The organism is Symplocastrum torsivum, assembly GCF_059505465.1.
Window position 1 is genome coordinate 107,538 of sequence record NZ_JCACKQ010000120.1, and the last position, 19,425, is coordinate 126,962.

General features: G+C 45.1%; 17 protein-coding genes. 5 read left to right on the forward strand and 12 right to left on the reverse strand.

Going from position 1 to position 19,425, the window contains the following annotated elements; translation table 11 throughout:
• Positions 1-63 precede the first annotated feature (63 nt).
• Positions 64-1,383 carry a D-alanyl-D-alanine carboxypeptidase gene (locus tag AC5JL3_RS29135; RefSeq protein ID WP_496077771.1) on the forward strand — a complete coding sequence of 440 codons (1,320 nt, stop codon included), beginning with the start codon at positions 64-66 and terminating at the stop codon, positions 1,381-1,383.
• Positions 1,384-1,435: 52 nt separating this feature from the next.
• Here AC5JL3_RS29135 and lptC read toward each other — a convergent pair whose 3' ends face one another.
• The 3 genes from lptC to metG all read right to left on the reverse strand — a co-directional run bounded on the left by lptC (position 1,436) and on the right by metG (position 4,976).
• Positions 1,436-2,575, reverse strand: coding sequence for an LPS export ABC transporter periplasmic protein LptC (gene lptC / locus AC5JL3_RS29140; protein ID WP_496077772.1), 1,140 nt, complete (start codon positions 2,573-2,575; stop codon positions 1,436-1,438).
• A gap of 95 nt (positions 2,576-2,670) precedes the next feature.
• Complete coding sequence (locus AC5JL3_RS29145; protein ID WP_496077773.1) at positions 2,671-3,273, reverse strand: LabA-like NYN domain-containing protein; 603 nt, start codon at positions 3,271-3,273, stop codon at positions 2,671-2,673.
• A gap of 110 nt (positions 3,274-3,383) precedes the next feature.
• On the reverse strand, positions 3,384-4,976 hold the full coding sequence (metG, locus tag AC5JL3_RS29150) for a methionine--tRNA ligase (protein WP_496077774.1): 1,593 nt from the start codon (positions 4,974-4,976) through the stop codon (positions 3,384-3,386).
• A 425-nt stretch (positions 4,977-5,401) separates the two neighbouring features.
• Between metG and AC5JL3_RS29155 the strand changes: the two genes are divergently transcribed.
• Entirely contained in the window at positions 5,402-6,127 is a 726-nt protein-coding gene (locus tag AC5JL3_RS29155; RefSeq protein ID WP_496077775.1) for a lysophospholipid acyltransferase family protein, read from the forward strand.
• Positions 6,128-6,267: 140 nt separating this feature from the next.
• Positions 6,268-7,101, forward strand: a complete 834-nt coding sequence (locus tag AC5JL3_RS29160; RefSeq protein WP_496077776.1) for an alpha/beta fold hydrolase — start codon at positions 6,268-6,270, stop codon at positions 7,099-7,101.
• Between the two features lie 101 nt (positions 7,102-7,202).
• Here AC5JL3_RS29160 and AC5JL3_RS29165 read toward each other — a convergent pair whose 3' ends face one another.
• From AC5JL3_RS29165 to AC5JL3_RS29190, 6 genes are all read right to left on the reverse strand, one after another.
• Positions 7,203-8,105, reverse strand: a complete 903-nt coding sequence (locus AC5JL3_RS29165) for a COP23 domain-containing protein (protein ID WP_496077777.1) — start codon at positions 8,103-8,105, stop codon at positions 7,203-7,205.
• 217 nt (positions 8,106-8,322) lie between these two features.
• On the reverse strand, positions 8,323-8,826 hold the full coding sequence (locus AC5JL3_RS29170; protein WP_496077778.1) for a gamma-glutamylcyclotransferase family protein: 504 nt from the start codon (positions 8,824-8,826) through the stop codon (positions 8,323-8,325).
• 569 nt (positions 8,827-9,395) lie between these two features.
• A complete protein-coding gene (locus AC5JL3_RS29175; RefSeq protein WP_496077779.1) occupies positions 9,396-11,066 on the reverse strand; it encodes a DUF8738 domain-containing protein in 1,671 nt (556 codons plus the stop codon).
• 312 nt (positions 11,067-11,378) lie between these two features.
• Positions 11,379-11,840 (reverse strand): D-aminoacyl-tRNA deacylase, encoded by a 462-nt coding sequence (gene dtd, locus AC5JL3_RS29180; RefSeq protein WP_496077780.1) that lies wholly within the window; start codon positions 11,838-11,840, stop codon positions 11,379-11,381.
• Between the two features lie 103 nt (positions 11,841-11,943).
• Complete coding sequence (locus AC5JL3_RS29185; protein WP_496077781.1) at positions 11,944-12,579, reverse strand: YqiA/YcfP family alpha/beta fold hydrolase; 636 nt, start codon at positions 12,577-12,579, stop codon at positions 11,944-11,946.
• A 15-nt stretch (positions 12,580-12,594) separates the two neighbouring features.
• Positions 12,595-13,062, reverse strand: a complete 468-nt coding sequence (locus tag AC5JL3_RS29190) for a Spy/CpxP family protein refolding chaperone (protein WP_496077782.1) — start codon at positions 13,060-13,062, stop codon at positions 12,595-12,597.
• Here AC5JL3_RS29190 and AC5JL3_RS29195 point away from each other — a divergent pair.
• Complete coding sequence (locus tag AC5JL3_RS29195) at positions 13,061-13,240, forward strand: hypothetical protein (protein WP_496077783.1); 180 nt, start codon at positions 13,061-13,063, stop codon at positions 13,238-13,240. The genes AC5JL3_RS29190 and AC5JL3_RS29195 overlap by 2 nt on opposite strands.
• 104 nt (positions 13,241-13,344) lie before the next feature.
• On the opposite strand, the gene AC5JL3_RS29200 is transcribed toward AC5JL3_RS29195, so the two are convergent.
• Together AC5JL3_RS29200 and AC5JL3_RS29205 are read right to left on the reverse strand one after the other, a co-directional pair.
• Positions 13,345-13,698 carry a hypothetical protein gene (locus AC5JL3_RS29200; RefSeq protein ID WP_496077784.1) on the reverse strand — a complete coding sequence of 118 codons (354 nt, stop codon included), beginning with the start codon at positions 13,696-13,698 and terminating at the stop codon, positions 13,345-13,347.
• Positions 13,695-14,303, reverse strand: a complete 609-nt coding sequence (locus AC5JL3_RS29205) for a sigma-70 family RNA polymerase sigma factor (RefSeq protein ID WP_496077785.1) — start codon at positions 14,301-14,303, stop codon at positions 13,695-13,697. The genes AC5JL3_RS29200 and AC5JL3_RS29205 overlap by 4 nt, the downstream gene beginning before the upstream one ends.
• Before the next feature lie 891 nt (positions 14,304-15,194).
• Here AC5JL3_RS29205 and AC5JL3_RS29210 point away from each other — a divergent pair.
• Positions 15,195-15,692: a DUF4112 domain-containing protein gene (locus AC5JL3_RS29210; protein ID WP_496077786.1), complete on the forward strand. Its 498-nt coding sequence runs from the start codon at positions 15,195-15,197 to the stop codon at positions 15,690-15,692.
• A 70-nt stretch (positions 15,693-15,762) separates the two neighbouring features.
• On the opposite strand, the gene AC5JL3_RS29215 is transcribed toward AC5JL3_RS29210, so the two are convergent.
• Complete coding sequence (locus tag AC5JL3_RS29215; RefSeq protein ID WP_496077787.1) at positions 15,763-18,711, reverse strand: methyl-accepting chemotaxis protein; 2,949 nt, start codon at positions 18,709-18,711, stop codon at positions 15,763-15,765.
• Positions 18,712-19,425: the final 714 nt, after the last annotated feature.

Here is a 19,425-nt window from a genome sequence, read left to right on the forward strand (position 1 = left end):
AAGAAAACTTTTCAGGATTGCCATCGACTCTTTAAAATAAAGCACCGGGGAGGAAGGATAGTGATGTTACAACGATTTGGCTCTGGATTACTTGCATCAGGATTTGTGGCTCTACTGCTCAAGGTCGTGGGAATGTCACCTGCGGCGCTCAAGCCCGTCCAACTGCTGGAGTGGCAAAATCTACCTGTGTTTGCCTTACCAAGTGAGCCAGACCCAGTTGCTGAGGTAGCGATGCGCCAATCGCTTAAAGATTGGAGTACTAAAGGCCCAACCGCTAGCCAAGGGGTGTGGATGCAGTCAGGGATGACAAGATTGGCAAATCATCAAGGGACTGTTGCTCTTCCTGCCGCTTCGCTAACCAAAATTGCCACAACCTTGGCAGCCTTGGATAAGTGGGGGCCGGCTCATCAGTTTGAGACTGTCGTTAGTACAACGGGAGTGGTGAAGGACGGGGTAGTTCAAGGAGATTTGGTGATTACGGGCAGTGGCGACCCCTTCTTTGTTTGGGAAGAAGCGATCGCCTTGGGAAATAGTCTCAATCAGCTCGGTATCCGCCGTGTCACAGGCAACCTAGTGGTTACTGGTGAGTTTTATATGAACTACCGCGAGGAGCCACTAATATCGGGTCAGATGCTCCAGCAAGCCCTCAACTTCAGCAGTTGGTCACCTGCAATTGCCACGCAGCACGCGGCGATGCCAAAAGGGACAGCAAAACCTCAAGTAGCGATCGCAGGTACTGTGAAAGTCGCAACTATTCCTCTGCCGAAAAAATTCCTAATCTTGCGTCACCGTTCGGTGTCTCTGACTCAAATCCTCAAGGAAATGAACATCTACAGCAACAACGCAATGGCTGAGATGTTGGCAAAATCTGTCGGTGGAGCGAAAATAACTGCTCAACTAGCCGCAAACTCTGCTGGTGTCCCCCTTGAGGAGATTCAATTGGTTAATGGTTCTGGGTTGGGTGTTGATAATCGAATTTCGCCTCGTGCAACCTCTGCCATGCTGATGGCAGTTCAACGCTTTTTGCAACCTCACCAACTTGATATTGCTGATATTTTCCCGGTTGCGGGACGCGATAAGCGGGGAACTATGCAAGCGCGAAACATTCCCTTTGGTAGTGCCATCAAAACCGGAACTCTGCGAGATGTAAGTGCCCTAGCAGGTGTCATGCCAACACGCGATCGCGGTGAGGTTTGGTTTGCGATCATTAATCGAGGTGGTGATGTCGATGGCTTTCGGAGGCAGCAGGACGAACTGCTAGGACGCCTGTCAAAGCAATGGGGTACCTCACCCACCGTTAACGCCAGTACAACTCAAGCCCCTGCGCTTTTGGGCGATCCCAAGCGTAATGAAAAGATTTCTGGATTCCAAACCCAGCTTTAGACCAGAAACTTTAATCCGGAATTGCCTATCGTCCAGTCCCTAACACTGCCAGTTAAGGGATGATCTCCGTCACCACTCTATTGCCAGTCGCACCAGTAACAACAACGCTTTGATCTTGAAGTTTCCCCACTGCCACAGGCCCCGACGTATTAAAGGGCGGGTTAACTTGTTCGTAAATCACATTACCCGTCGCCTGAACGTTCTGAGTTGGGATATCCCACCGTAATTGATTGGCGTAGAGTTTAGCTTGATTCCGGCTACCGACACCTTGGACTCCACCTGTCAAATTTGCCACTTTTCGCGCTAAATCTATCTGACCTTGATTAGCGGTGAGAATGACATTTTCTTTCTGGTGGACAATCCTAATTGGCTGATCGGAGAGTACCGTTTCAGTTTTTAAGTTCCAGATCGCTGAATTGCTGGACATCAAAAGTGGCGGGTCTATTGATGTCAGTTGGATATTCTGCTTGAGTATTGCTACCTTGGTTTTCAGGTTAACCTCAGACTTGTCCGCCTCCACTCGGTCAGTGACAATTTTGGCTTTGTACCGTTCCATCTGGGTGCGCTTATCGCTAATTACCTTCTGTGCTTGGATTTGCCAGAGCAATTGCTCTGTTTTCATTTGCAAGTCGGGGTCTTTTGCGATCGCAGCAACTTGACCCAGTAATTCCACCTGCTGCTTTCGAGTGAAGTATCGCCCTACTTTTGCTGTTGCCTGTAGTTGGGGATGGATACCCTTCAAGTTGTTGCGGACAACTAGCAAATCTTCCTTTGGACGCCACTCCAATTCATCACCTTTGAACACTGCGCCATTGCGGGTATCGGTAGCTGTAATCTGTCCTTTGAGAAAGACTAGCTGACCATCCTCTCGGATTTCCCCGGTATCGGCTGACACCTGCAAGACAACTTTTCCATCCTGGTACAAATCGCCACTAGGATTATCGATCCGACCCAGTTTTTTATCTTTAGTGTAGGTAGCTTGCTTTGCCTTAACTTTCCAGAGAGGACGCCCTTTTTCATCCGCCTGATCTAGCGTGACATTTTTAAAGACAAGGCTTCCTTCGATTTCTGTTGCAGCGGTATCCTGCTTAATTTTCTGTTCTGTGCGGCTCTTCCCCTCACAAGCAGACAAGGAAGCACACGTTACAAGGCAAAAGGTAAAAGCAAGAAATCGCTTTGATCTGAAAAACATTCGTCAGTTGCTAATGGCTAATAGCTAATAGTTAATGACTAACAGTTAATGGTCAATTAGCGACTAGCAATTAGCAATGACTAATGACCATTTTGTTATTCTTCCTGCTCGTCCATCAGTCCAATGCCGGACAATGGACGGTAGGTATAGTTTTGTCGTGGTGTTTTTTGGATAGTTTCTTTAATGTGGTCTAGGTCAATATAGCGATCAGCAACATTGATGAGACTATCACTCGTCATCGATCGCAAGCTTACCACCTCAACCCTCACGCCTCGATAGCTGACAGCATCCACCGCATAGGCGAGATCACCATCACCACTAACAAGAACCGCTGTATCGTAGGAACCAACCAGCGCCATCATGTCTACGGCAATCTCGACATCGAGATTTGCTTTTTTCGAGCCATCTGGCAGTTGCACTAAATCTTTGGCAATCACTCGATAGCCATTACGGCGCATCCACAATAAAAATCCCTGCTGCTTTTCGTTAGTGCGGTCAACACCTGTATAAAAAAAGGAGCGTAGTAGTCTGGAACCTGCTGTCAAACGAACGAGTAGCTTAGTGTAGTCGATTTCAATTCCTAATTGCAGGGCTGCATAAAACAAATTTGAACCGTCAATAAAAATGGCGACTCGACCACGATTTTCTAAAACTTGTTCAGGTGTAAAAACAGGATCGGTACTAAAGTTATTCAACATGTTATTAAACCTCGGTTTTGTATGTAATAAAAAAGCTGATGCCTCCTTCCCTATAATCTGTATTTTGGTCAGCCGCCGATCAACCTGATGGTCAAGACGACGGAACAAAATCACGCTTGTTCCAGTCGTACAAAAACTGGTCTAGGCTCCCCCAATTGCTGGTGAGCGGGTAAGGTTCCCCAGGCGGCGTGAGTATCATAGGTTACAGAATCATTAATGAGGGTTTTTTCGTTAAAGTCGAGAGAAAAGCCTAGTTGCTGATAAATATCGGTACTGATGCTCGGAATAATCGGTGATAACAGATAGGCTGAGAGCCTAACTGATTCCAACACGGCGTACAATACTTGTTCAACCGCTGCTGAATTTCCTTGCTTGTACAAGCTCCAGGGAGCTTGCTCATCAATGAATTTGTTACAGGCTCGAACTAAAGTAAAGATTTCCCGGCAGGCTTCACTAAACGCTAGAGCTTCATAAGCTACGCTTGTGCGATCGCTTAATCCCAAACCGATTGCCTTTAGAGGGTGATCTGTAGGAATATCTTCACCGTTAACATCAGGCACAAGAGCATTGCAATACTTCTGCACCATTTTTAATGTCCGGTTGAGCAAATTGCCTAAGTCATTTGCCAAGTCAGCGTTGACAATATCGACAAAACGGGTTTCACTAAAATCCCCATCCTTCCCAAATTCTATTTCTTTGAGAAAGTAATAGCGAATCGCATCAGCACCATAGCGATTGACTAACTCAACTGGATCTAGGGTATTGCCAAGGCTTTTCCCCATCTTTTGACCATCCTTGGTAAGAAAGCCATGCCCAAACACATGACCTGAGACTGGTAGCCCTGCTGACATTAGCATGGCAGGCCAGTAAACGGCATGAAAGCGCAGAATGTCTTTACCAATCAGATGTAAATTGATCGGCCACCACTTCTCTAATGCCTTCTCCAGTGATGGTTCACTATCCGGAGAGAGTAGGGCAGTAACATAACCAAGGAGAGCATCGAACCAAACATAAATAGTGTGGTTCGGGTCAACTGGCACCGGGAACCCCCAATCCAGATTAACTCGCGAAATGGAGAAATCCTGAAGTCCTTGAGCAACAAAGCTTAAAACTTCATTACGGCGGCTTTCGGGTTGGATAAAATCAGGACGCTCCTGGTAAAGCGCTTCTAACTGGCTTTGATACTTAGACAAAGCAAAAAAATAGTTTTGCTCATCTCGCCACTCCGCTTCTTTATTCGGATGAATTGAACAGCGGTGCCCTTCTAGGAGTTCGCGTTCTTCTTTGAATTCCTCGCAGGAGACGCAGTACCAACCTTTTTGTTGACCGAGGTAGATGTCACCCTTGTCCCAAACACGCCCAAAAAACTCCTTGACAATCGCTTCGTGGCGAGGGGATGTTGTCCGGCTGAAGCGATCATACTGAATGTTTAGCTTTTGCCAAAGGGCATCGAACCCCGCCGCGATTTTGTCACAGTGTTCTTGAGGCTGTAGCCCATTACTTTCAGCGGTGCGCTGAATTTTCTGTCCATGTTCATCTGTGCCAGTAATCATCAGCACAGCTTTTCCCCGTAGCCGTTCAAACCGAGCGACTGCATCAGCCGCCATTGTTGTGTAAGCACTACCGATGTGGGGTAAGTCGTTTACATAGTAAAGCGGTGTTGTTATCGCAAAGGTCTTTCTAACGGTATCGGTATAGGTCATGTAAGTGTAAAAAACGCCCTAACATAAATTACTTTGAATTTCTAGCGTATGGCTACTGAGTATTTATTTTAGTTGTTACTTTATCTAGTCAGCATCTAGTCAGCTTCACGGAGGGCTTTTATTGTAAAAAGTATCTCCTGTTACCATCGATTAATCAATATTGCTTAAGTTATTGAGCATTTTATAAAGCAAAACGCAAGGAAAAATTTATTGTTCAGTACGCGATCGCTTATTGTGATCTAGTTGACAAATCGTATCCTTTGCTCAGTTGTTGTAAAAATCCGCAAAAGAAGTACTAGTGGAAACAGACAACCCTTCGTTTTGTCTGCTATGGGGTTTTCTGCCCTAAGGCGTTTGTCAAAAAGCAACCTTAATGAGTATTGTTAAGAAAGATTAAAAAATGGTGATGGTGATGGCTTTAATCCATGTTTTTCAATAGTCCGCTACAAAATTCTCGTTCACTGCTGGCAGCAATGGGAACGCAGATGTTTATCTATCATGAGGATCGCATCCCCACTGATTCCGCCGTTGTGGTAGTGAGCAACCATCGCAGCTTTATGGATGCACCCCTGCTGATGGCAGGACTAGGGCATTCTATCCGTATTGCTTGTCATCATTACATGGGGCAAGTCCCAGTGATGCAGGAAATTATCAAGCAATTGGGTTGTTTTCCTTTAGAAGAACCAGAATACAGGCAGCAGGCTTTCTTACAACAAGCAACTAGGTTACTTACAACCCATCAATGGGTTGGAGTATTTCCAGAAGGTGCCCAACCGATGGTGCAGTTGACGAAGCCTCATGAAGTGGGTAGGTTTCAGCGGGGCTTTGCTCACCTCGCTTTGCGGGCACCAGTAAAAGATTTAGCAATCTTACCCGTGGCGATCGCATCCCTTGAAGAAACCGTAAACTCTGCTGTCCCCTTGAGACTTCTGCGTCTGTTTGACCCATCAGAACCCCTATTTGAGCAGCCGGGTTGGCATCCAATGGTTCTCCATCACCGTGTCTCGGTATTAGTGGGGCATCCCTATTGGATTACGCCAAAGCATCGAGAACAATACCAGGGGAAACAGGCAAAAAAGGTTGTCGCGCATGTTGCTGATACCTGTCGTGACGAAATTGCCAAATTACTGCATCAGAGTTTTAGTTGTTAGAAGAATCAAGTTCCTTAACTGCTGACTGACTTCAGAAGACAATGAAGGATTCGCAAACAGACGTATAACAACCAACAACTAATCACTAAAGACTATTTTAAAACTGAGTTGGAATCCTCGTGAGGGAATGGAATTGAGCAATGCCAGACGTTAAGAGTCGTCCTTGTTTTTTAACGCCAGTACGTATTAATCGCGATTATCCACTGTTTGTGTTTTTGCCAGGAATGGATGGAACAGGTCATCTTCTGCGATCGCAAACCCAAGGTTTAGAAAAAGCGTTTGATGTCCGCTGTTTCGCCATTCCTCCGAATGACTCAACGAATTGGGAAGACCTGGCAGAAGCTGTCATTCACTTAATCGAAGCAGAACTAGTCAATACACCCTCTCGTGCTATTTATCTGTGTGGTGAGTCGTTCGGAGGCTGTCTGGCAGTCAAGGTGGCGCTGCGATCGCCTGAGCTTTTTGACCGGATTATTCTGATTAACCCAGCGACTTCCTTCAATCAACGACCTTTACTGCGTTGGGGATCGCAATTGGGTCGTTGGGTACCAGACTATTTTTACGAAATCTCTGCCTTTGCTCTTTTACCCTTCTTATCCGCTTTATCAAGAACATCCCCTAATGATCGCCGTGCCCTTTTGGAGGCGATGCACTCTGTTCCTCCAAAAACGGTTAACTGGCGATTAGAAATGGTGACTGAGTTTGAACTTGATGAAACCCAACTCCGGCAGCTTACCCAACCTGTCCTAGTCATTGCTGGTGCTGCTGACCGATTGCTGCCCTCCGTTCTTGAAGCTGAACGTTTGGCTAGCCTGCTGCCAAATGCCAAGAAGGTCGTGCTACCAGAGTCGGGTCACACCTGTCTGTTGGAAATAAACGTTAACCTTTTTGAGATTTTGAAAAGCCAAAACTTCCTAGACGACTCGGTTCCCAACACAGACGTTGACTCGGCTTTGATGCCGATGGTTGAGTAGTTAGTTGTTGGTTATTGGTTATTGGTTGTTGGTTGTTAGGCATCTGGATCGCTTATTGCTAAAGCTTTTGTCGTTGGTATTAGTAATGACTAAAAGCTTAGTTAACGAAACCTGTTTGGATTTAAGCGTGGGTTTGAGCGCATTGGGATGCCGCCTTGTAGCTGGGTGCCAGTACCACCGTCAGTTCGGTCTAAGAACGGTCGCAGGTTGATGTTTCTGGAACTAGAACGTCTTGTCGGCTTATTATCAATGCCTAATACAGACAATCCTTGGTTGATTACCTGATTGAGCAATTGGGAGTCCCTATCTCCATCAACAAAAGTATTGACAGCATCGGTTGTCTGACCACTGTCAGCAACGGTTATGTTTTCAAATACGCGATCGCGTGTTAACTGCGCGTCTTGACCCGGAGGCACTGTTAGCACAATGCGACAGGCTGGGTCTTGTTGAGTTGTAACGCAAACGATATCCAGATTATTTTCTACAGACGTTTGCATCTCTAGTAAGCCGTCAGGTCGGTAAAGTTCTAAGCGTCGGCTAATTTCATCACAACGTCGCTCAGAAGTCCAGCCGCCACCTAAAGCAGTAGGAGTAGCCCAAGCGTAGGCTTGACTCGGTTGACTTTCTGGGTGATACATTACCGTGTACTCACCATCCACTAACTCACAGCTAAACCGAGGTTCTTCTGACGCATCAACGTCACCTTGAGATGATTGGGGTTCTGTTTTTCCTTCAATATCAGCCGCCAACGTTGTGTTTTGAAGCCGTGGTTTTTGAAGAGTTGCTGGTTCGGGATGGGGGTTCAAGGCAAGCGCACCACTACTTGCGATTAAGATTGCTACGCCAGTGGATAAACTAACACTCTTAAACACCAAAGACATCAGACCTGAATGATGATTCAACTGCCTTAGCGTCATTGCCTTTATCCTCCAAAGTTTGACTACAGCCGCTGTTGTTGAGTTAAAAAGAGCTTTTGCGATCGCACCCTGACTAAGGACTTGCAACAACGAGTGCAAATACTATCGACATCTACATTGGCATCATAACCTTTTCGGCTCAAGAACACACACTCCACAAACTTAAGAATCCTTGCTGTTGTTGAAATATTTAATCCTTGAGGTTTACAACGGAATTTGAGTTCTCAACATATATTTTAAAGTAAATACCCGTAGATAAACCTCCATTAAATAACATACCTTCCTGAATCTTACAGTCCTTATATTAAGCCGAGCGTAGTGTCTGCCATTGAGGTTTTTGTATCTGTTGTAACTGACGGATGTGATTAAACAATTTCCAATAATACTGCTCTGGTAGTCCACAAGTCACGGCTCCTCGTAGGACAACATTGGAATACCATTCGTTAGGAGCCAGTTCTTCAGTTAATTTGTCTACTACCACGTAAGTCCGAACATTCTTGTAGACCATACCCTTACACTGAACTTCTACCATTTCATGGCGGTAGCCATTAAGAGGGACTTCTTCCCGCTCATCAAGGGCATTACTTAACCGATTGGGCAAGCGATACAAGACACCTTCAACTGAAGCTGTTGGGTCTGGAACTACATCCAGTACTCCACACTTACGAAGTTTTGATTGCCAGTAAAAACCTAATCTGTAGCCTTTGAGCGTTGCCGAACCAATGACATAGTTATGTGTGTTTTCACCCAGCGATCGCTTTAAATCTACTGGGCACATGCAGGAGCCGTAAGCGAAGTAGTAGAACATAAAGTTTCCCAAGATTTAGCGGATGAATAACGTTGAATCCTTAGTCAAACTGATCGTAAACTCTCTATCTTTGATTAGAAAATTTGATTGTTAACAACCTGTAGGGTTGATGTATTTAAAATACTCTGCACTTCATCTAGCCTTGTATTGTCTAGTTATAGGTTTGGAAAAAACCTTTGATTCAGAGTACAATTGGTGTGATTTTATACATAATTAAGAGTTTTAATCTTCATCTTGAGTATGAATTCTAGCAAAAGTACCCACTTAATGCAACAAATGCCGATAGGGAAACCGTAGATTAAAGGTAGTGGAGTGCTAGAGCATGATTCAATAATCGCTTGAAGCCCTGTTGTCAAGGCATTTGGTTCAAATGAGGCAGAGATTGACAAGACGTGTTCTAGCCAATCTCTTTATCCGCTTACACTTTTGAATGCGTGACTTGTGACTTCCGCATAGCGGTACTAGTGCATCCCGGCGGAAATAACTATCCAGTTAAAAAAGGTTAAAAAGCTTACTGTGCAAGCAATATTCCTTCTGCCCAGGAGCCTCCTATCTTCTGCCTTCTTGCACTAGCTACCACTAGCAATTTGATTCCAGGCTTTAACAACTTCTTGCAATGGCAGAGGGAGACGGTTTGCCGCAATATCTACATACCTGGTTGTACCCGCTTTGCCAGTAAGGGTGATGGTAATGTAGTCAGCACCTCTGGAAACTGGGTAACTTAGCTGATCGAACTGAGAAAATTCTGTTCGCTCTAGAAGCTGCTGAAACTTTTGCACATCTTGGCGAGAAATACGAGAAACCTGCATTGGTGCCATTAGACCATTGCGTATCACCTGCAATCGAACCACTTGTCCGTCATCCTGGAGGCGGGTTTCAGTGGTTTGACCTGCGATGCCACCACTTGCGATCGCACGGAAGATTGTGTTACTTGGCAAGGGGGGTGGTAACTCGCTTCTGGGAATTGGAACAGCACCACTCCCTGCATAAGTCCCTGGTTTGTCGAGTTTAACTACAGAACCAGAGTCATTCGTGCGATAGACCAAACGGCTGTCTCCAGCTTCTACAGTCACTCGCCAACCTGGTACGATCGCCATTGTGCAGAGAACATTCGGTTCATACAAACCCAAGCAGCCATCCGGCCAGCTTTGCTTATCTACCTGGACGATCCGCAGATTAGAGGTGCGTAACCCAGTTTCTTGGGAGGCACTCTGCAAAACTCGATCAGCAACAGATTTTGGTAAGTTGCGATCGCTAATTGTGCTAGCCGCTTCATTCAGCCTGACCTGGGAACCATTGACATCAGAGCGATAAACTAAGCGTTGTTGTCCAGCTTCTACGGTTACCTCCCAAGCTTGCAGGGCAATCCTGGTGCAAGCTTCCCTAGGACGCGGCAGACCGAGACAGCCGTCAGTCGTAATCTGTTGAGATTTAACAATGCGTAGCTCAGACGTGCGTAACCCTGTACGCTGGGAGGCAGCTTGCAAGATAGCGTTGCTAGCCGCTTGAGGCAAGGTACTACTACCCATATTGCTTGCCCGTTCATCCAACCTGACGAAAGAGCCATTGCGATCGGTGCGATAGACCAAGCGTTGTTGCTTCGTTTCAACGGTCACTCGCCAACCTGGTGTAATTGCACCAGTACACCGCTCATTGTCACGGGCTAGACCCAGACAACCATCTGGCCAATCCTGCCGTTCTGATTGGGTAATGCGTAGTTGGGATGTTGAAATGTTCAACTGTTCAGACGCAGCTCGTAAAACCCCATTAGCAACAGAATCTGGCAAGCTTCCACTCGGAGGGGTTTGTTGACCTTCTAGGCGCAATAGACGACCCGTGCCATCCGTGCGATACGTCCAATTTTGCTCTCCGTCAGACATGACAATCCGCCAGCCATTCTCAATGAAAATTTCAGCACAAGCTTCACGCGGTCTACCCAAACCCAAGCAGCTATTCGGCCAACTTTCTTGACTGAAACTAGTCACTCTTAATTGACCAGGGGGAACTCTGAACTCACGCGCAATCTCACGGCGAACGGCATTGACAACCGCACGCGGGATTTGACGGTTATTTTGCTTTGGACTAGTAACCGCTTCACTGCGGTTTTTCAGTGTGGAATTAACAGAACCTAAGGAGGGTTCTACAGCATTAGCGGCAACACTTAAGGACAAAATACTGGTTAATGTCAGAACAGCAAGCATCTGCTGCCTTTGACGAGTTTTTTGGCGGAAACGTTTCATATTATTACCTAGGACGCGATACGTTGCGCTATTTAGTACAGATTGCGAACGTATAGGGATATACAGCTATTGGGACGCATATCTGATACTTATAAGTTCCGTAGTCGCGTCATTACGATCTTCGTTGTGGACTACTTTCCAGGCTAAGAGCAGCGCATGGAATACGACCTCGCCTTATCGATTCACCTAACTGGGTGATTTTTGAGCAAAAATAGCAGAAAGCCGTCAGCTATCAGCTTTTTTGTTTTCCTTGTTCTGTCTAGGTTTCACAGATCTAAGCTATACTTCATATTTCCAGGAAACTGCTATGGATCATATTGACCCCTTCTCTCGCTCTAGCAGTAGCGTTACGGGTCCATCATTTTCAATTGAGACTTGCATCATTGTGCCAAACTGACCCGTTTCCACGCGCAAACCACTTTGCCGTAACTTCTCGACAAATAGTTCGTATAGCTGTTGTGCTGGTTCTGGTGCGGCTGATTGAGAAAATGACGGGCGGCGTCCTTTGCGACAGTCACCGTAGAGGGTAAACTGGCTGACGACTAATAGTTCACCGCCAATTTCCTGAACAGATTTTTCCCATCGATCAGTGCCAGTTTCATGACCTGGAAATAGGCGTAAGTCTAAGCACTTTCGTGCCATCCAGTCCAATTCGGCTTCGGTATCAGTATTGGCAATCCCTACTAAGAGATTGAGTCCTTGTCCAATTTTGCCAACAACAACACCTGCCACCTCAACCTGAGAAGATTTGACTCGCTGGATGACAACACGCATAAGCGGCTAAACACTTTGGCAACTGGGAAAAATGTCCAAAAATTGGTCGAGGTTGAAGCCCTTTCCCTAATTTTTCGATTGTAAACCCAATCCCCAGTCTCCTTCACGATAGCTGGCAAAACGATTGAGTTGCCTGCCAAATCTCTGGCATCACGTCAGTCAAGGCATGGTCACTGTCGAGTTCAATTAGTTGCACCCAAGGACGCTCACGAGCATAGTCGCGTGTCGATTCAATTGGGATTACTTCATCCTTGCGTCCGTGAAAAATCAGTGTCGGTACTGGTCGCAATAGCTGCGAGTCTTGATACTGATGGGCCTCTTCTACAAACTGATAATGCAAGGGAAGCGATCGCCCTTCTGTGTAGTGGTAAACCTGAAGATATCCTGATGTCTGCCACTGTTGTAATTGTTCTGCTCCAAGTTTAGGCAACCAATGCGAGAGAAAGCCAAATGCAGGAGCGAGCAAGACAAGTCGTTGAACTTGGGAGTGCCGTTGCCCTAGCCAAGCAGACGTTAAACCACCCAAACTTGAACCAATTAGCGTTACAGGTGTCTCGGCGTTCGCCAACATTGCCTCTACTTGAGTAAGCTGGCGCGTAATCGTCAAGTGGGAGAAGTCACCTTGGTTGAGGTCAGGAACTTCTAAAGAAATGCCAAGTTTTGTGAAGCGATCGCATAGATAGATTGCCTTTGCTGACTCAGGACTCGAAGCAAAACCGTGGAGGTAAATAAACCTCACTCCTCTAACCCTCTTCTAGTTTGGTCTGTCAGCGCGGAAATTTCCCTTTTGATGTTGCATCAGTCGAGCAAATTGCCGGCGTTGCTGTGGTGTCAGGATTTCTCGTATCGCTAACATACTTTCTAAGTGTAATTCTCCCTTCTGCTGCCGCAATACATTTACCTCACGATACTTGTCACGGATTTGCCCTTGTGAGGCTGTCCCTGCCATCAACCCACTTAATTCTTGCTGGGCTTGCTGCAATTCTTGGCGCTGTTGAGCCATCTGATCTTTATACTGTTGCTGAATAGCTTTCAGTTGCTGCTCTTGCTGGGGGGTAAGATTGAGTTCTTCCACAAGGCTTTGGCCCTCCTGATTCGGACGGGCTTGACCTATAACGTTTTGCTCAATTTGTGAGGTCAACGGCTTAGGATTGACAAGAGCAACAACGCCCCCAATCGCAAGCAGGAGAACTGACCAAATAGAAACACGACGTAACAACATGGAAATAGCCTATGATTTGTTTGGAGTTGAGAAAATTACTGGAAATTTAGAGTCAAAGATTTTGACAAGGAACAAGGGAAGAAAAGGACTTTTTTCCAATCTCATGCTCTATCCCGCTTCTTTTCACGGCACTCCTAATACTGATGATAGCGAAGCCCTGGTTCAGCCCTATCTGTAGAGTCGAGCTGTCCTCTCTCCCTTCTCGTTTAACCTGTCAACTCTCAACGTTCCAAGTTCAACTCAAATACTGGATTGTTAACGTTTCATTCTTGACAAAATAGCTTATGGTGCCGTTTTGGCATATAGCATCCAATCAGTTTGTGTATTATTGCTTTGCGAATACGTTGAGGTTTCTCCGACAACACCTTCCCAATTGTTCTCTAAGAAAGCTTCCAAGCTTGCTGAATTAGATAACTCTGGAAAAGGAATCAGAGTACGGTAGCCACTCCAAGCCATCAGTAAACCTGCGGCAATTACGGGTGGCACTGTCCACAACCGCCGACTGACGGGTGATTGAGATTTCTCAACCGCGTTCATTAGCTGCTCCTCTAAATCAGCCTTAGCTGGAGGTGGTGTGGAGCGATGTTGGCGCAGAAACTCTTGCCATTGTTTCTCATCGTCTGGAAACTGAGTCATAGCATCTCTCCTTGTTGCTGGATATATTGGCGCAGGGACATTCGAGCATGAAACAGGCGAGACTTAACTGTGCCAACGGCTATGCCCAAGATTTGTGCCACCTCCTTTTGTGGGATGTCCTCCAAGTCATGCAACACCAACACAGCACGATGTTCAAAACTCAACTGCTGTAGTCCTCGCTGAATGATGTCTTGATAGTGCAAGTGCATCAAGTCAGGCGCTTGGGATTTTGAGTTTTGTAAAGACAAGCTATCTGTTTCGGCTTTGAGCTTTGAGTTAAAAGAACGTTGCCTTTGCAAATTGCGCCGCTGATCAGAGGCAACATTCCAGCAGATGCGATAAATCCACGTAGAAAATTGGGCAGCCTGCCGCAGTTGGGGCAAACCCTTCCAGGCTCGTAAGAAAACCTCCTGTACTAAATCATCTAGAGCCTCAGCACCACAAAGCTGGTAAAGCGTTGACCTCACTCGCGAAGAATAACGTCGGTACAGTTGGCGAAAGCTATGCTGGTTGCCTTGTTGGCACTGGAGTACCAACTCAGTATCGGATTCGGACTGGTTATCAGCAAGGTCATTGTTTGACGCCTCGGCAGGTATGACTGACACCTGTGGGTTCCCCCTCACCGGTTTATTTTCTTGAGCCTTTAGACTGAGACTGCAAAAGAAAGGTTCAAGAGAAGGTATCTGTTTGTTGTGTGGAAGTTTCTCTCTTAAACCTCTTAAGTGCTGCCAAGCACTCTAAAACGCAAATATACCCATATCTAGGGGAACAGAAGTCAGCTACAGGATTTAGGGCAAAAGAGAGAGGGCTTAAGCCAGATCTGAAGACAACATAAGCTTTATAACCTCTACTTAAGTTTTAAAACTGGCATCTTTAGAAATGTCTCAAAGTTATATATTCCATCAGTTTGTTTTCCTTGTCTTTTGTGCCGTTTTTGGGGTAGGTTTGATTTTTCTTGGATATTCCTTTGCTTTACCTACTGCCTAATTTAAAAATTTTGTTTCTTAAAATTAATAATTGGGTGAAAGTGAGGACATGGGCTTCTTCGTGAACCGGATTGAAAAGCTGAAGTGTATTGGAATTACATATTAAATTTTGTCACTTTTGTTTATGGCTGACTTTTAACTGACAAGAGTCTGCTGCCAACAACAACGAATGACTTAAAGCAAGTAAGTTAAATGGAATGGCACTGACTTAAGCCCTAAACTAAAGTTTGGGCTAAAAGCTAAAACCCGTTAAAACGGGTTGAAAGACTTTCCCAGTAAGCTTTAGCTATTTAGAGCTTTGAGCCGGAAATTTATTTCCAGGCTCTTAAGTAAGTGCCATCCAAGTTAAATGAGAGAGCAGCTTAGGGCTTGATATGTTGTAAAGTACATTTTGTTTCCACAACTGTAGTGTTGTAGATACTATCCATGTACGGGTAGGTGAGCAAGATTGTTCAATCACCAACCATGTTGTCAATCTGCCTCTACTACTTACTCACTCTTAACTGTGTAATGTCCCAGCCTTCTCGTCAGCCAATTGATGCCCATACCCCTGCTGTTCAGCGCATACGTCGGTTGAGCTATGTGCTTGATAATGCGATCGCCATTCCAGGCACACGTTATCGTGTAGGTCTTGACCCCTTACTCGGTCTATTACCGGGAGCTGGTGATTTTGTCGGAGCTGGTCTTTCAGCCTACATTGTTCTGGAAGCTGCACGGCTAGGTATTCCACGCTCCCTGATGGTGCAAATGGTGACGAATATCCTGTTTGAGACAGTGGCAGGTTCTGTACCAGTGGTAGGAGATTTAGTGGATGTAACCTGGAAGGCTAATGCGAAAAACATTGCTTTGCTGGAAGAACACCTAGAGATTCCACGACAAAGACAACGACGAGTAGATTGGTTGTTTCTTGCTCTATTGTTGGGAGTATTGCTGTTGATTGTGATGGCTGTAGCTGCGCTCAGCGTCATGATCCTAAGATGGCTGATAACAGTGATAACAGGCGGATAGCCGATCTACCAACTAACAAGATACCTCTGGCTGCCTCCCCTGCTCCTCCTACTCTTTCCTCAGAGGACTCTCAGCTATGTTCTTCACTGCCAACCTTAAAGCGACCAACAGACATTTGTAATTTCTCGGCTACTTCTACGGTTTGTCGTAAAGAGCTAGAGACTTTACGAGAGGAGTCGGACGTCAGTTTAGAAGTTTCGGCAATCTCTTGAATCAAATCAGTAACGCCTTCAGATATTTGGGTTTGAGCTACAGTTGCATCAGAAATTGATTGTACTAACTCGTCAATCTCACGCGAAACTTCAAAAATCTGCTCTAGACTCTGCTTCGCATCGACAACCTGGTTGGTACTATCAACGACTTGAGTTCTACCTTCTTCCATTGCCTCCACCACTTCTTTTGTACCTAGCTGAATCGTTTCAATCACCTGTTCGATTTCTTTGATTGCGTTAGTTGATTGAGTTGCTAGTGCGCCAACTTGTGCAGCAACCACTCGGAATCCTTCCCCTTCCTCACCTGCACGGTTCGCCTCAATACCAGCGTTTACAGCTAATAAGTTGGTTTGCAAGGCGATTTGCTGAACTAAGGAAACTACCTTGGCAATCTGCTGGGAGGAATCGCTGAGAAGCCTTACCTTGTCAGCCGTTTTTACTACCGTTGTTTGTAAATTCACAATTTTATTTACTGTGCTATCAATAGCGGCTCCACTAGTTTCTGCTGCTGTAGCGGCAGTATGAGCGACGGCAGCAGCTTTGTGGGCATTTTCTGCCACGACTTGAACGGAATACATCATCTGCTCTACAGAGTTCAGGATGTGGGTAACCTCTGAACTCTGCTTGAATGCTGCAAGGGAGAGTTGCTCGACTGCCTGTTGATCTTCTTCAAGTGAGGTGTTGACTTGAGCCGAGGCTTGTTTTACCTGCACCACAATCTCCCGCAGATTCTCAATCAACAGGTTGAAAAAGTCAGCGACTGTACCAAGTTGACTTTCGCTTACATCAGCCCGAACTGTAAGGTCACCTTGAGCTGTTGCTTCAATATCATCAAGGAGAGCAAGTACTTGGTGCTCAAGTGCTTCTTTTTGCTGGCGTTGCTCAAGTGAATTTAACTCTGCAAGTTGACGTGCTTGTTCGACTTGTTTGGAGACTGATTCCGCTTCCTGACGTGCTAATTCTGCTTCCTGACGCGATCGCTCTAGCTGTTCAAGCAGACTTGCATGGTTGAGGGCAAGCCCAATTTGAGCTGCCAATTGCTTTAATAAAGCAGTTTCCTCATACGTCCAGTTTCGAGGGGCAGAGCATTGATGAGCGCACAACAAAGCCACGAGTTCGCCGCCTTGCAAAATTGGCGCAACCATATTGGCTTTGACTTCTAAGCTTTCTAGAATTTCACAATGACACTGTGAGAAGCCTACTTCATAAATGTTATTGCAAACGGAGACACGCTGATTTTTGTACCTGTCAATCGATTCTTTTGTGAGTGGGTCATAAATGACTTGCCCAATCGCTGAACGCCAGCCAAGTACGACTGATTCTGCCGAGACTATCCCAGTGTGTCTATCTTCATAGAAGCGATAGATAACTACACGATCTGTTTGCAAAACCTTTCGGATTTCGTCAACCGCGATGCTGAAGATAGCCTCTGTATTCAAAGATTTATAAATACGGCTGGTAAATTCTGCAAGTACCAAGGAACGCTCAGCTTGGGCTTTTTGGAATTGGCTCTGTTGTGCAAGAAATTTTTCAGAGGCAACGATACTCTCTGCCATTTCATTAAACGTTTGGGCTAGTTGTCCAAGTTCATCGTTGCACAGCGCTTCTGCACGGACTTGGCGATCGCCATTCGCAAATTCCTGAGTTGCTTGCTGTAGTTTTTTGATCGGTTGAGCAATTGTCTTACTCAGCAACTTCACTAAGAGTATTTCTGCTACTAATGCCAAGGTAGCAATAACTACCTGTAGCAATAAACTTTTTTGGATCAGTGCATTAAGGGCAATTTCTGGAGTTCCTCTCACCAAAATACCAACAGGCTCACCCTTAAAATCAAGCAAGGCTTTGGCAGCCATCGTATAGGTTTGTTCTCCCGGTTGATGAACTCGTCTTGTGACTACCTGTCCGGAATCCGCTACAGCTTGCTTTAGCAGTGTAGCGTCGTGCAAGGGGTGATTGACTTGTACTTGTGTAGAGTTATTTTTCTTTTTTTGGTCTAAAGAGGTGGCTAGGACAAATTCCCCCGTCGGTTTACGCAGATAAATGCCACTGTAGCCGCTACCGAAAGCCTTTAATGATTCCTCGACAATTGGCAACTTGTTGTTCACAATATCTCCGGAAACCAAAGCCCCAATAACAGTGCCATTCGCTGGTTCTTTTATGGGCGTAACTGTGTAACGAATGAGTGCATCTTGTTTCACAAAACCTTGAGGTAAGGCTGGCGACTCTTTAGCTAAGTCATTCCAACTGACAAGACCACTTGCTTTAATTTGCTCTGGGTTCTTGAAAATTTGACTGACTAAATTATTAGGATCGAACGTTTCGCCTGTTCTATTATCATTAGCATTAACAATAATACGTTTATCCTTGCCAACTAGAGTGGCATATTCAATATTACGAGCCTTAATCTCATTCTGAAGAATCTGTTTGACTTGTTCTTGTATCGCTGGTGTCAGGGATTTGCCTTCAGTATTGTAAGTTGCAGCAGCAACAATAGCCGGATTATCAGATTGACCCCGAAAGCCAAAGCCCATTTGGTTGACTTTGATGTTGTAATTAATTTCAGTAACCGCTAGTTCTGCTTTCGCTTGGTTAACTAACTGAGTGCGTCCTGCTGTTATGACTATCACAGATCCTACACCCACAAGTCCAAAGATAGAAATAAATTGGGAGGTATACGATCTAGTAATTTGCTTACTCTGAATCGGTAATTTGTAATACCATTGCAAGGGTGAGAATCGACGGTTCTTGGGACGAGGCATATAAGGTTGACTAATTGACTGTTCCTTTAGCAATTCGAGTCCGAGCATTGAGTAAGTTCCTAAGACTAATTAATGAATTGATAATAGCTCCCACTACAATGGAAGCGCTTAATCCTAATTGAATAAGCGATCGCTCCTCCTAGCTCTTGATTTGAATCGTAGATTTCCCAAGACTCTAACCTCGGAAAATCCCCAGAGCGTCGAATTTATTGCCTTTGAACTTTAATGGAGTAATGGTCAGAATTACCTACCTCTTTACTGACCCTAAAGTTTTGCCGACTTAAGTAACAATTACCTTGAACAATGGGGAGATGCACTCAAGTTATACTGCAAGTATTTGTCGGTTTACTCGATATCAAATTTTAGGTCACTCCTACTATATCTGAGTTATATCGAGTGCGGTGACATTACAGTTCTTTTATAAAGGACTAGTAATTAACCGACTGGATACCAGAAATTTCACCTTGATGCCCCAATCCCTATTTAAAAGGGAACTAAAAAAACTCCAAGGAATGAAAAAAATATTTTTTCCTCAGCATCTTCTACAGTAGCTCAATATTTATAAAGATTAATTAGGTAAAATAGCTGGATAACCTACGCATAAAAGCTTAGAAGCCGCAATTTAATTTAAGTTTTGCTTTAAAATTATTCTTGGCTTCATTAACCTAAAAATTACGTAAATTCTAATTGAAAGTAGAATAATTCTTACAATCAAAAAAGTAAATATTCGTTTTAAAAAGATAATAGAGAAGGGTATCAGGA